Origin of the sequence: Pseudomonas sp. FP2300 (genome assembly GCF_030687595.1) — a bacterium.
Classification (GTDB): Bacteria; Pseudomonadota; Gammaproteobacteria; order Pseudomonadales; family Pseudomonadaceae; genus Aquipseudomonas; species Aquipseudomonas bijieensis.
This window is the reverse complement of record NZ_CP117440.1, coordinates 5,287,779-5,299,840: the sequence shown is the minus strand read 5'-3', so window position 1 is coordinate 5,299,840 and position 12,062 is coordinate 5,287,779. Positions and strand designations below refer to the sequence as shown.

The window sequence follows — 12,062 nt, the reverse complement described above, 5'->3', positions numbered from 1 at the left end:
TCCCCCAACGGTTATAGTGCGTTGAGCACCAGCCCTTGGCAGAGAACATCACGATGACGAAGTCTTCCCAACCCACCCCCCCCGCGCCCGTTGACCACTTGCGTTTTCATCGCCCTCACGCTCATCTGGCGCCGACCTTTGGCAATGATCGCTTTGCGTTGAGAGCGGAGGCGTTCGCGCGTTTTTTCGGGACTCCGATGTTCCTCGGCGCGCAAACCTTGATCGTGCTGATATGGGTCAGCCTGAACCTGTTGGGCGTCGTTCATTTCGATGCTTACCCGTTCATCTTGCTGAACCTGGCATTCAGCCTGCAGTCGGCCTATGCCGCGCCGCTGATTTTGCTGGCGCAGACCCGCCAGGCAGCTCGGGACAAAGCCCAGGCGGAAGCCGATGCGCAACATCGCGAAGCCTTGGCCATCGCCAACAGCGAGCGCCAGGCCCAGGCCGCGCAGAATACGGCGCAGTTGCTCGAATTGTTGGAACAGAACACCCGCCTGACGGAAATGACCAAGGCATTGACCGAGCGTATCGACAGCTTGACTACCGAACTGCATCAGAAGGTCATGCACAACCCATCGATGCAGTAGTCCTCCATTGGCTGATCAGGCTTGGTAACGGCTCAGGAACATGTCGAGGGCCGACTCGATCACCTGGGTCTGCTCATCCAGGGTCAGGCTTGGTTGTCCCATCGAAACCTGCGGCCAAAAGGCGAACGTCTTGAGTAGCCCATGCATTTGTTGGGCGGCAAATGCCGGTTCCACGGGCTTCAAGCGGCCATCGGCCTGGGCCATGCGAATCCAGGCAGTCAAGCCTTCCTCACGTTGTCCCATGCGCGCAACCATGTCTTGGGCGCGCTCGGGGGAGTGGATAGTCGCGGCGATGGCGATGCGCGCCAGGTCGAGGAAGTTCTCGTCTGCGAGCATGTGCAGTTTGGCTTGCAGCAACGTTTGGAGCTGATCCCGTAGCGGCTTTTGCGGGCTGTAGGGCATGTCCTGTTCTGCGGTAATGCTGTTCCATAACCGATTCAGAATTTCGGCAAACAACTCTTCCTTGCTCGGGAAATGGTTGTACACCGTACGTTTCGATACGCCGGCTGTCGCTGCGATCTTGTCCATGCTGGTGATCTCGAAACCGCTGCTACGGAATTCAGCAATCGCGGCCTGGAGGATGGCTTCGCGTTTTCGCTCGGTAAGGCGCTGCGGTGCGGTCATGGGCAATTCGTCGGTTGAGATGATAGAAATTACACTCGGAAGTTTACTTGCTCTCGGGATTCATGCAATCTAGAAACTACACCGAGTGGTGTAGTTTTGAGTCAGACGGCTGAGCGTGCATGCAACGGCCATCCAGCGTCCCACAACGGCGAAGCGCAATTGCGACGACGTCCTTGGAGTTATCGCACCATGACCATTCCCTCTTTTTCCACCGACAGCCCGTCTGCCTTCCCTTCATCCCGGCAGGAACAGGGCAAGTATCGCAACCACGCCTTCACTCCTCGGGAAGGCTTTGGTACCACCCTACGCATCATCTGGAACATGATCTTCCACAAGCCGCGCACCACCCGGCCTGCGGGCGCCATCGAGGTTCAACCGTTGACGCGCGCCGCGCTGTTGGCCGCGCCTAACAACAGCGTCTGGCGCCTCGGCCATTCCACTGTTCTGCTCAAGCTGCGGGACAAATTCTGGCTGACTGACCCGGTTTTTTCCGAACGCGCCTCGCCCGTGCAATGGGTCGGCCCCAAGCGTTTTCATCAGCCGCCCATCAGCCTTGAAGAGCTGCCGCCGATCGAAGCAGTGATCCTTTCCCATGATCATTACGACCACCTCGATCATCAGGCCATCCTCAAGCTGGCGACCAAGACTCGCCACTTCCTGACGCCTCTTGGCGTGGGTGACACCCTGATCAAATGGGGCATCGACGCCGACAAGGTGCAGCAGTTGGACTGGTGGCAAGGTACCGAGGTGGACGGTATCGAGTTCATCGCTACGCCGTCCCAGCACTTTTCCGGACGCGGCCTGTTCGATAGCAACAGCACCTTGTGGGCCTCGTGGGTGATGATCGACGGCGCCAGCCGAATTTTCTTCAGCGGCGATACCGGCTATTTCGACGGTTTCAAACGCATCGGCGCGCAATACGGGCCCTTTGACCTGACGCTGATGGAAACCGGCGCCTACAACGTCGATTGGCCCCATGTGCACATGCAACCGGAGCAGACACTGCAGGCTCATATCGATCTCAAGGGCCGTTGGTTGCTGCCGATCCACAACGGCACGTTCGACCTGGCGATGCATGCCTGGTACGAACCCTTCGACCGCATCCTGGCCCTGGCCTGGGAGCGCAACGTCTGCATCACCACGCCGCAAATGGGCGAGGCATTCACCCTGACGCAGCCGCAACGTGGCCGGGCCTGGTGGCTGGACGTGGAGCCCTCGGCGTATCAGGACCAGGCAGGCATCGCGTAGCGCACGCGGAGCCTGCGCTATTCAATCATTGCGTAATCGGGTCGCCCCATGGGATCCGGCGTCGCGCCCTTGATATTCATGCCGCGACCCGGTGCGAAGCCGGGGAAGAACACCAGGCCCTCGGCTTCCAGGCGAAACGCCAGGGCCAGGCGAGTCACATCGAGCAACTCGCCGCCGGCCTCGAAGCGGCGGATGGCCTGGACCGAGACACCGGATTGGCGGGACAGCTCCTCGACACTCCAGCCCAGCATAGCTCGGGCCTGTGCACTGTGGGCGGGGGTGAATTGATAGACAGCGATGCGTTCCAGAGTGGTTTTGATTGCGAGAGAGGCCATGGGAGTTCTCCAAAGCTGTGGATTCAAAAATACTGTGTTTTTGTACAGTTGTTTTGAGCCCGGATCAATCTCATTTTTTTGATCGGTGACCAGTGGTCTTTTCTAACCAGGCACTCGGGGCGTGGCCCAGGACCCGACGGAACATGGTGGAGAACGCAGCGGGGCTGTCGTAGCCCAGATCAAGGGCTATTCGCGTCACTGCATCACCTTCGGCCAGGCGGGCCAACGCCGCCATGACACACGCTTGCTGCCGCCACTGGCTGAAACTCAGCGTGGTTTGCCGGCTGAACAGACGATTGAACGACCGTAGGCTGATATGCAATTGCGCCGCCCATTCCACGGGCGAGACATGGGCATCGGGATGCTTGAGGAACGCTTGGCACAGGCCGAGCAGGCGTGAATCCTTGGGCAGTGGAAGGTGCAGCGGCAGATGTGCGCTGCGCAGCAGTTCGTGCAGCAACAGATTGATCAGCGCACCGTCCCGCCCAGCCTCGTCGTAATCAGGCGCAAGCTCCACGGCTTCCAACAGCAGCTGGCGCATCAGGGGCGACACATTGATGACCTGGCAGCGGGCATCCATGGCCGTCACCGCCGCCGGCTCGATGTACAGACTGCGGGTGCTGACGCCCAGCATCAGCACTTCATGGGCCACCTCTGGCGGAATCCACACCGCCCGTTGCGGCGGCACCACCCAATTGCCGTCCTCGGTGCTGACCTGCATCACGCCAGTGGCGCCATACAGTAACTGGGCCCGGCGATGGTGGTGCAGCGGCAACAAATGTCCGTGGGGATAATCGGTGCCAATGGCGACGACAACCCTGGGTGTCGCATCCAATAAATCGATCGAGGTGTTGCGCATCGATGAGCCATTCGTGATTGGCGTAAATGCGAACATTATTGGCTGGTTTGCTACAGCAGGCCAGGCTTCGCTTACCTATCGTGGGCGCCTCCCTTTTCATGGATTCGCCTCGATGTTCTATGTATTGCTCGCGTGCTTCGGTTGCCTGAGTGGCGTGACGGCGGTGCTGTTTGGTTTCGGTGGTGGCTTCGTCGTGGTGCCCTTGATGTATCGCATGCTTACAGCTAGCCACGGTGTTGACGACCCCATCGGCCAATCGGCGATGCACATTGCTGTGGCCACCTCCACCTGCGTGATGGTGGTCAACGGGCTGATCGCCACCGCAAAGCATCACCGCGCCGGTAACCTCCTTCGCCGCTACCTTTGGCCGTTGGCCGGCTATATCGGCCTGGGCGCAGTCGTTGGAGCCGTGGCAGCGATTTGGGCGAGCGGCGAAGTGATTCGCTATGGTTTCATCGTTTATCTGGGAATCACGATTCTGGACTGCCTGTTCAGACGCGGTTTTCTTACACACTCTGACGCTGTAGCCCCACGTCCATTGGGCAGGGCAGAAGTATGGGGAGGTGGAGTCGTCATCGGCGCCATTGCTACGTTTTTGGGCGTAGGAGGTAGCGTCATGACTGTGCCGTTGCTGCGTCGTCGTGGGCTGAGTATGTCCCAGGCAACATCTATGGCGAACCCATTGAGTTTGCCGGTCGCGGTGGTCGGAACGCTGACTTACATGGCCATGGCGGGGATTACCAGGGATTTGGGGCCCTGGTTTGTCGGGTATCTGGATTTGCAGGCGTTCGCGGTTTTGACGATAGGATCGTTAGTGGGGATTCGCTTTGCTACGCCTTGGATCGGGCGCATACCGGATCGACTTCACGCTTGGGTCTATCTCGGGTTGCTAGTGGTCGTGATGCTGGGCATATCGGTACAGTAACTCGCTACGCGGCGTTGTTTGAAATCCCATGATAAGGAGTGAAATATCGATTCCGGAGTTCAGATTCGCCATACTCCGCGCCACTCTTTTCCCAAGCGAGCACTCGCTTCTTTCCAGGAAGATTCCATGTTCAAAGGACTGTTACTCCTCGCATCCAGCGCCACGTGCCTGCTCGCGCTCTGTTCGACAGCCAGTGCCGAAGGAAGCAGCCGCGTCTTTACCGGAACCTTGGGCAAGATGCCGATTGTGCTGGGACTCAACACCGCTCAAGAGGACGAAGTCATCGGTCGCTATTTCTATGAGAAATACCATCGTGACTTGGGGTTGAGCGGTTCGCTGCAAGAAAAGACCCTGACGCTGGTCGAGGGCGGTACCCGTTACGACGACGGCCAATCACTGCCAACCCTGACGTTAAAAAAAACGGCCAACGGCTGGCAGGGTGAATGGAAAAGCCCCAAGGGCAAAGTTCTGCCCGTGCAGGTGACCGAAGCCAGGCTCCCGGCTCCTGGGGCCGATCTTCCCCCCGTTATCGCCGAGCTGCAAAAAAGTGACCCTTATGAGTATCTCCGTCTGCAAGGCTTGAAACTCAAACCGGGCAAGAAAGAATCTTTCATGGGCCATGACTTGCAATGGTGGACGGAGCCACAATCCGGTATTTCCATGTTCAGCGTCGAGTCCGGCTACTCGAAAGATGAGCTGCAGCGGGTCAATCGGCAATTGTTGGGGCGCCTCTGGACCGAAGTCATCAGCTACTACGGTTGTTTGTTGCAGGGGGCCGATAATGCCGAGTTCGACCAAGGCGTCGCGCCCAAATACCTATCGCCCGATGTGATCAGCCTGAACATTTCCACCAGCTATTACTGCGGCGGCGTCCACCCGGATTTTGGCAATTCGCCGCTCACGCTCGACGCGCACACCGGCCACACTCTGTCGCTGGAAGACGTGCTCTGGGTTGGCACAGACAAGCCACCGCTGCACGCCGGCCACGACGACGCGGGTGATGCCCCTTTGACCGATGAAGAGAGCAGGGCGCGATACACTTACCAACGCGAAGTATTCGCGCCATGGCTGATCAGGCAATTCACCACGCTGTACCCCGACGAGATGCTGAAACCAACGGATGAGGACAGCTGCGACTACACCGATGAGGGCGTCTGGGGCTATTCCAATTGGTACTTCACCGAAAAAGGTTTGTACCTGGGACCGTTCTTCGCCCGCGCGCAACGCGTCTGTGATGACCCAGGCTGGTCGGTGCTGCCGTATGCTGTCGTAAAACAACACCCCGGTGCGGTCAAACTTCAATTGCCCCAGGATGAGTGACTAGCCCTCAGCCAACCCCGGCGCTTCTCGAATAATGAAGTGATCCAGGTTCTCGATGTTGGCGCTGAACACCCCGAATGTCTGTTCGGGGTTTTTCTTGCTCGGCACCTGTTTCAACTCCGGCGTCACGCCATAAAAGAAGCAATACAACGGCGCATTACTGTCGACAGCATGCTTGATCTCTTCCAGAAACGCTTTGCGCTTGCGGTAGTTGTCGATCAGCTTCTTGCTCAGGTAAACGTTGACCGAGTAAGGCTTCTTCTTCGCCTCGTCCGGTTGCTTGAACCAGACCTTGGCTTCGAAGTCGATGCGAAAGCTCTGGGTGTAATCCTTGATCTCCTTGATCTTGCCCCAGTAAATCAATCCCTTGTTGTCCAGCAGGTAATCGATCTTCTTGAAGAACGAGGCATAGGGCGCCGTGTGCTCGCCAATCTTCAGCGGCATGCGCTTGAGCAGGTCCTTGTTATCGAAGTTCGAGATGAAACACTCCACTGGATGGGCGAAGACGCTGGTCTTGTCGGGTGTCGAATCATGGGCGGAACGAGTGTCATCACCGTGGGACGATAGATTGGGCGACGTAGGCTGATTCGCTTCGACGTCCTTCAACTGATTGAGCGGTTTACGCACGTACTGACGCCGAGTCAGCAACAGCTCCGACGGAAAATGTTCCTCACGGTCGTCATCCGATTCCGCTTCGCCACTCTCCGCACCCAACCCCGGCGTTTTCGGACTGACATAAGGGCAGCCCTCGATATGCTGGGTCGTTGGCTGATTCTTGAAATGCGGCGTGCGGATGTAATTGACGTTCTTGGCGTTGAATGTCGTTAGCCGATTGTCCTCATCAAACGCCGCCCGACAGGCGTCGTTGGGGCACTGAAAGCGCTCCTTGGCCGAATCGAATGCCATGGTCTCGTCGAAATTCAGATCCCGAACGTCATAGATCGAAAGCTTGGCATCGAGGCTGAGGCAGTAGGCGGTGTCGAATTTCATCGGGGCTCGGGTCCGTGAGAGGAAGTGTATTAATACCGAAGGGCGCGGCGGGCTGCACCCCTTGTTTGAATCCACCACAAACCCTGTGGGAGCGAGCCTGCTCGCGATTCCCAATGACACAACACAACCATCAGCCTGGCCCCGACTGGTGGCGAGGGAGCTTGCTCCCGCTGGGCCCTGAGATAACCCACAAGTCACCCATATCGAATAATCTCGACCCAATAAAAAGCCCCGATCGGATCGGGGCTTTTATTTACGTTTCGACGCAGGTAACCATCGTCAAATCGTTATGAGCTCAGGTATCAATCCCAGCTCAAAGCCCCACCCGTCTGATACTCAATCACCCGAGTCTCAAAGAAGTTCTTCTCTTTCTTCAAGTCCATGATCTCGCTCATCCAAGGGAACGGGTTAGTCGTCCCTGGGTACTCTTCCTTCAGACCAATCTGCGACAGGCGACGGTTAGCGATGAACTTCAGATAGTCTTCCATCATCGCCGCGTTCATGCCCAGCACGCCGCGAGGCATGGTGTCGCGGGCGTATTCGATCTCCAGTTGAGTCCCTTGCAGGATCATCTGGGTCGCTTCTTCCTTCATCTCGGCATCCCACAAGTGCGGGTTTTCGATTTTGATCTGGTTGATCACGTCGATGCCGAAGTTCAGGTGCATGGATTCGTCGCGCAGGATGTATTGGAACTGCTCGGCGACGCCGGTCATTTTGTTGCGGCGGCCCATGGACAGGATCTGGGTGAAGCCGCAGTAGAAGAAGATGCCTTCCAGGACGCAGTAGTAGGCGATCAGGTTGCGCAGCAGTTCTTTGTCGGTTTCCGGGGTGCCGGTTTCGAACTTCGGATCGGAGATCGAACGGGTGTATTTCAGGCCCCAGGCGGCTTTTTTCGCGACCGATGGGATCTCGTGGTACATGTTGAAGATCTCGCCTTCATCCATGGCCAGCGATTCGATGCAGTACTGGTAGGCGTGGGTGTGGATCGCCTCTTCGAAAGCCTGGCGCAGGATGTACTGGCGGCATTCCGGGTTGGTGATCAGGCGGTACACGGCCAGGACCAGGTTGTTGGCAACCAGGGAGTCGGCGGTGGAGAAGAAGCCCAGGTTGCGCATCACGATGCGGCGCTCGTCGTCGGTCAGGCCTTCCGGGTTTTTCCAGAGGGCGATGTCGGCGGTCATGTTGACTTCTTGCGGCATCCAGTGGTTTGCGCAGCCGTCCAGGTACTTCTGCCAGGCCCAGTCGTATTTGAACGGCACGAGCTGGTTGAGGTCGGCGCGGCAGTTGATCATGCGTTTTTCATCGACGGCGACACGGGCGGAGGCGCCTTCGAGTTCAGCGAGGCCTTCGGCGACGTCGAGTTTGTCGAGGGCGGCCTTGGCGCGAATGATCGCGGCCGAGTCGCTGGCCGTCACGGCCCGGGCTTCGAGGGCGGCGGCACCGCCGGCGCTGTCGAGGCGGTCCATGTTGGCTTCAGAAGCGTGGCCGGCGTTGGCGCCTTTGACAGCGACTTCGCCGTCTTCTTTGTCGAATTCGTCCCAGCTCAGCATGACGTGTCGTCTCCTGCGTGAGGGCCAGATGCCCGATGAAGGCCTACTGGCCGCGGTGGATCTTGAAAAATCGTTTGTTGCAGCAGCTGACGCAGGCAATAAACAGAAAAATGTACGGGTCATTCTGAAGCGGCGGTGAACGCAAGGAGGTGAATTGGTCCTGGCGTGGGCTTCAGGCTGGCTTGATTCCCTGTAAGGGAATATTGCAGGCCCGTTTGAGGCGGCATTATAAGGACTTTTTTGCCTACGTGCTGCGGCGAAATGGCTCACAGAAGGGACAGCGAAGGGCATACCCGCTTGGGAGCGAGTGTTTACAAGGCTTTGGCCGCCGAAGATTTTTTTTGCATGGATCGGATGGCGGTTTTTTTTGATCAAAAAACGAGCGTTTTTTGCGGTTTTACACTACATGTTGTGTTTGTGGAGGGTTTTCGGCGGTTGCAGACACAACCAGGCCCGATCGAAATCGGGCCATGGAAAATGCCAGTAATGATCAATCGGTATGGGCGGAACCGGTGTGATCGCTGCCATCTGAGGCGACAGTGGTTGGTGTCGTGGTGGTGTAGTCGTCAGTCGCGATGATGGCGGAATCCGCCACGTCGTACCGACTGATCGCGGCGGCTGAACCGGTGCGATCGAACCCGTCGGCAGCGAAGGTGTTGGTGGCCAGTACGGATAGGGTCAAGGCGAGGATCAGTGGGGCTTTCATGGTGGTTGCTCCTGATTCGTTCAAAGATTGATCAGCCGTTGGAGCAACCGTTGCCCATGACGCTGTAGCGCAGGATGTGGCGCTGGCCCTTGGAGTCGTCGTATTCCATTTTCGCCGGGACCACTTCGCAGACATTGGGGATTTCGCTCATGGAGATGACTTTGGCGATGTCCAGGTGGGTGGAGTAGGTGTACTCCTCAATGGCCGGTTTTTGCTGTGCGACGTCGGTCGGGGCCTCGTCTGCCATCGCGGTGGCGCAAAGGCTGCCGAGGACCAGAACCCATAAAGCTTTCATCTAATTCACCTTTCTTGAGGTCGAGTGGGGTCACGCAACCTTTTTGGGGTTGCGTGTGGAGCAAGTTTTGGAAGTTGGATTAACGGCCTTCGTGGGGGCTGTGTTGCGTTAATCGTGTTTGCCGGTTGGCGAGATGGATTTTAGGGGGAGGGGGTGATCGCAAAAAGACCGGGTTTTGATAAACACTGTTGGTTGATCTGGTAATAATCGCTGCAGGTGGCGGGTGTTGTCTGTTGCATCTATGTTGGATTTGCCGCCGCCATCGCGAGCAGGCTCGCTCCCACACAGGAAAACCCCCGCAGGCAGAGCCTTGCACGTTAGTACCGACATTTTGTAGGGACTTGTTACTACCATCGTCGAATGGTTCTATAGGCCCGCCCCGGGCTACAACGGGACCATACAAAAACAACTATGTCTCCGAGGTAAGAAAGATGAGTGCGGCTTCTGTGTATCCCGTTCGCCCCGAGGTTGCGGCTAATACGCTGACTGACGAGGCGACCTACAAGGCTATGTACCAGCAGTCGGTCGTCAACCCGGACGGCTTCTGGCGTGAGCAGGCCAAGCGCCTCGATTGGATCAAGCCTTTCACCACGGTGAAGCAGACGTCCTTCGATGATCACCATGTCGACATCAAGTGGTTCGCCGACGGCACCTTGAACGTTTCCTACAACTGCCTCGACCGTCATCTGGCCGAGCGCGGTGATCAGGTTGCGATTATCTGGGAGGGCGATGACCCGTCCGAGAGCCGCAACATTACCTATCGCGAGCTGCATGAAGAAGTCTGCAAGTTCGCCAACGCTTTGCGTGGCCAGGACGTGCATCGCGGCGACGTGGTGACGATCTACATGCCGATGATCCCTGAAGCCGTGGTCGCCATGCTGGCCTGTGCCCGGATTGGTGCGATCCACTCGGTGGTGTTCGGCGGTTTCTCGCCTGAAGCGCTGGCCGGCCGGATCATCGACTGCAAATCCAAAGTAGTCATCACTGCCGACGAAGGTATTCGCGCCGGCAAGAAGATTCCACTCAAGGCCAACGTCGATGACGCATTGACCAACCCGGAAACCAGCAGCATCCAGAAAGTCATTGTGTGCAAGCGCACCGCTGGCAACATCAAGTGGAACCAGCACCGCGACATCTGGTACGAAGACCTGATGAAAGTGGCCGGCACCGTTTGCGCGCCGAAGGAAATGGGCGCTGAAGAAGCGCTGTTCATCCTCTACACCTCCGGTTCCACCGGAAAGCCCAAGGGGGTGCAGCACACCACGGCCGGCTATTTGCTGTACGCGGCGCTGACCCATGAGCGAGTGTTCGACTACAAGCCGGGCGAAGTCTACTGGTGCACCGCCGACGTCGGTTGGGTCACCGGCCACAGCTATATCGTCTACGGCCCGCTGGCCAATGGCGCGACCACGCTGCTGTTCGAAGGCGTGCCGAACTACCCGGATATCACTCGGGTGGCCAAGGTCGTCGACAAGCATAAGGTCAGCATCCTCTACACCGCGCCGACCGCCATCCGCGCGATGATGGCCTCGGGCACCGCCGCTGTCGAAGGCGCCGATGGCAGCAGCCTGCGCCTGTTGGGCTCAGTGGGCGAGCCGATCAATCCGGAAGCCTGGGACTGGTACTACAAGAATGTCGGCAAGGAACGTTGCCCGATCGTCGACACCTGGTGGCAGACCGAAACCGGTGGCGTGCTGATCAGCCCACTGCCGGGCGCCACGGCGTTGAAACCAGGCTCGGCCACGCGTCCGTTCTTCGGTGTGGTGCCGGCGCTGGTGGACAACCTCGGCAACCTGATCGAAGGCCCGGCCGAAGGCAACCTGGTCATCCTCGATTCGTGGCCAGGCCAGGCACGTACGCTGTACGGCGACCACGACCGTTTTGTCGACACCTACTTCAAGACCTTCAGCGGCATGTACTTTACCGGTGACGGTGCGCGTCGCGACGAGGACGGCTACTACTGGATCACCGGTCGGGTGGATGACGTGCTCAACGTGTCCGGTCACCGCATGGGTACCGCCGAGATCGAAAGCGCCATGGTCGCCCACCCGAAAGTCGCCGAAGCGGCGGTGGTGGGTGTGCCGCACGACATCAAGGGGCAGGGGATCTATGTCTACGTGACCCTCAATGCTGGCGAGGAAACCAGCGAAGCCCTGCGCCTGGAGCTGAAGAACTGGGTGCGCAAGGAGATCGGTCCGATTGCTTCGCCGGACGTTATCCAGTGGGCCCCGGGCCTGCCGAAAACCCGTTCCGGCAAGATCATGCGCCGCATCCTGCGCAAGATCGCCACGGCGGAGTACGACGGCTTGGGTGATATTTCCACCCTGGCCGATCCGGGCGTGGTGGCGCATCTGATCGAGACGCACAAGACCATGAACGTGGCCTGACGGTCGCCAGTAACACCGAAAAGCCCCGCCCGGTATTTGCCGGGTGGGGCTTTTTTATGGTCGCTAGCGCTAGGAGGGCTTGAAGTGTGGTGCCTTTGTGGCGAGGGAGCTTGCTCCCGCTCGGCTGCGCAGCAGTCGTAAACCGGCCAACGCGGTATGACTGAACGACCGCGCTGCCTGGCTTTGGGGCTGCTTCGAAGCCCAGCGGGAGCAAGCTCCCTCGCCACGGGGTCGGT

General features: G+C 58.4%; 12 protein-coding genes. 5 read left to right on the top strand and 7 right to left on the bottom strand.

Annotated features, from left to right (window positions below):
* The first annotated feature begins 53 nt into the window (after positions 1–53).
* Positions 54–587, top strand: a complete 534-nt coding sequence (locus PSH86_RS23445) for a DUF1003 domain-containing protein (RefSeq protein ID WP_305485234.1) — start codon at positions 54–56, stop codon at positions 585–587.
* A 15-nt stretch (positions 588–602) separates the two neighbouring features.
* Here the strand turns inward: PSH86_RS23445 and PSH86_RS23440 are convergent, their stop codons facing one another.
* Positions 603–1,211, bottom strand: a complete 609-nt coding sequence (locus tag PSH86_RS23440) for a TetR/AcrR family transcriptional regulator (RefSeq protein WP_109753897.1) — start codon at positions 1,209–1,211, stop codon at positions 603–605.
* A 189-nt stretch (positions 1,212–1,400) separates the two neighbouring features.
* Here PSH86_RS23440 and PSH86_RS23435 point away from each other — a divergent pair, with 189 nt between their 5' ends.
* Entirely contained in the window at positions 1,401–2,459 is a 1,059-nt protein-coding gene (locus tag PSH86_RS23435) for an MBL fold metallo-hydrolase (protein WP_116833291.1), read from the top strand.
* 17 nt (positions 2,460–2,476) lie between these two features.
* On the opposite strand, the gene PSH86_RS23430 is transcribed toward PSH86_RS23435, so the two are convergent.
* Together PSH86_RS23430 and PSH86_RS23425 are read right to left on the bottom strand one after the other, a co-directional pair.
* Positions 2,477–2,794, bottom strand: coding sequence for a helix-turn-helix transcriptional regulator (locus PSH86_RS23430; RefSeq protein WP_060740988.1), 318 nt, complete (start codon positions 2,792–2,794; stop codon positions 2,477–2,479).
* A 70-nt stretch (positions 2,795–2,864) separates the two neighbouring features.
* A complete protein-coding gene (locus PSH86_RS23425; protein ID WP_305485228.1) occupies positions 2,865–3,653 on the bottom strand; it encodes a helix-turn-helix domain-containing protein in 789 nt (262 codons plus the stop codon).
* Between the two features lie 112 nt (positions 3,654–3,765).
* On the opposite strand from PSH86_RS23425, the gene PSH86_RS23420 reads away from it, so the two are divergent.
* Positions 3,766–4,578, top strand: a complete 813-nt coding sequence (locus PSH86_RS23420; RefSeq protein WP_176689635.1) for a sulfite exporter TauE/SafE family protein — start codon at positions 3,766–3,768, stop codon at positions 4,576–4,578.
* 126 nt (positions 4,579–4,704) lie between these two features.
* Positions 4,705–5,898, top strand: coding sequence for a hypothetical protein (locus PSH86_RS23415; protein WP_305485227.1), 1,194 nt, complete (start codon positions 4,705–4,707; stop codon positions 5,896–5,898).
* On the opposite strand, the gene PSH86_RS23410 is transcribed toward PSH86_RS23415, so the two are convergent.
* The 4 genes from PSH86_RS23410 to PSH86_RS23395 all read right to left on the bottom strand — a co-directional run bounded on the left by PSH86_RS23410 (position 5,899) and on the right by PSH86_RS23395 (position 9,439).
* A complete protein-coding gene (locus PSH86_RS23410) occupies positions 5,899–6,888 on the bottom strand; it encodes a hypothetical protein (protein WP_305485225.1) in 990 nt (329 codons plus the stop codon).
* A gap of 302 nt (positions 6,889–7,190) precedes the next feature.
* Positions 7,191–8,438: a ribonucleotide-diphosphate reductase subunit beta gene (locus tag PSH86_RS23405; protein ID WP_024776511.1), complete on the bottom strand. Its 1,248-nt coding sequence runs from the start codon at positions 8,436–8,438 to the stop codon at positions 7,191–7,193.
* Between the two features lie 490 nt (positions 8,439–8,928).
* Positions 8,929–9,144, bottom strand: a complete 216-nt coding sequence (locus PSH86_RS23400) for a hypothetical protein (protein WP_109753903.1) — start codon at positions 9,142–9,144, stop codon at positions 8,929–8,931.
* 31 nt (positions 9,145–9,175) lie between these two features.
* On the bottom strand, positions 9,176–9,439 hold the full coding sequence (locus PSH86_RS23395) for a DUF2790 domain-containing protein (protein WP_053147209.1): 264 nt from the start codon (positions 9,437–9,439) through the stop codon (positions 9,176–9,178).
* A gap of 431 nt (positions 9,440–9,870) precedes the next feature.
* Here PSH86_RS23395 and acs point away from each other — a divergent pair, with 431 nt between their 5' ends.
* Positions 9,871–11,826, top strand: coding sequence for an acetate--CoA ligase (gene acs, locus PSH86_RS23390; RefSeq protein ID WP_109753904.1), 1,956 nt, complete (start codon positions 9,871–9,873; stop codon positions 11,824–11,826).
* Positions 11,827–12,062 lie beyond the last annotated feature (236 nt).

Coding starts and splice junctions, on each gene's coding strand:
- PSH86_RS23445 (WP_305485234.1), top strand. CDS start 54: ATGACGAAGTCTTCCCAACCCACCCCCCCCGCGCCCGTTGACCACTTG.
- PSH86_RS23440 (WP_109753897.1), bottom strand. CDS start 1,211: ATGACCGCACCGCAGCGCCTTACCGAGCGAAAACGCGAAGCCATCCTC.
- PSH86_RS23435 (WP_116833291.1), top strand. CDS start 1,401: ATGACCATTCCCTCTTTTTCCACCGACAGCCCGTCTGCCTTCCCTTCA.
- PSH86_RS23430 (WP_060740988.1), bottom strand. CDS start 2,794: ATGGCCTCTCTCGCAATCAAAACCACTCTGGAACGCATCGCTGTCTAT.
- PSH86_RS23425 (WP_305485228.1), bottom strand. CDS start 3,653: ATGCGCAACACCTCGATCGATTTATTGGATGCGACACCCAGGGTTGTC.
- PSH86_RS23420 (WP_176689635.1), top strand. CDS start 3,766: ATGTTCTATGTATTGCTCGCGTGCTTCGGTTGCCTGAGTGGCGTGACG.
- PSH86_RS23415 (WP_305485227.1), top strand. CDS start 4,705: ATGTTCAAAGGACTGTTACTCCTCGCATCCAGCGCCACGTGCCTGCTC.
- PSH86_RS23410 (WP_305485225.1), bottom strand. CDS start 6,888: ATGAAATTCGACACCGCCTACTGCCTCAGCCTCGATGCCAAGCTTTCG.
- PSH86_RS23405 (WP_024776511.1), bottom strand. CDS start 8,438: ATGCTGAGCTGGGACGAATTCGACAAAGAAGACGGCGAAGTCGCTGTC.
- PSH86_RS23400 (WP_109753903.1), bottom strand. CDS start 9,144: ATGAAAGCCCCACTGATCCTCGCCTTGACCCTATCCGTACTGGCCACC.
- PSH86_RS23395 (WP_053147209.1), bottom strand. CDS start 9,439: ATGAAAGCTTTATGGGTTCTGGTCCTCGGCAGCCTTTGCGCCACCGCG.
- acs (WP_109753904.1), top strand. CDS start 9,871: ATGAGTGCGGCTTCTGTGTATCCCGTTCGCCCCGAGGTTGCGGCTAAT.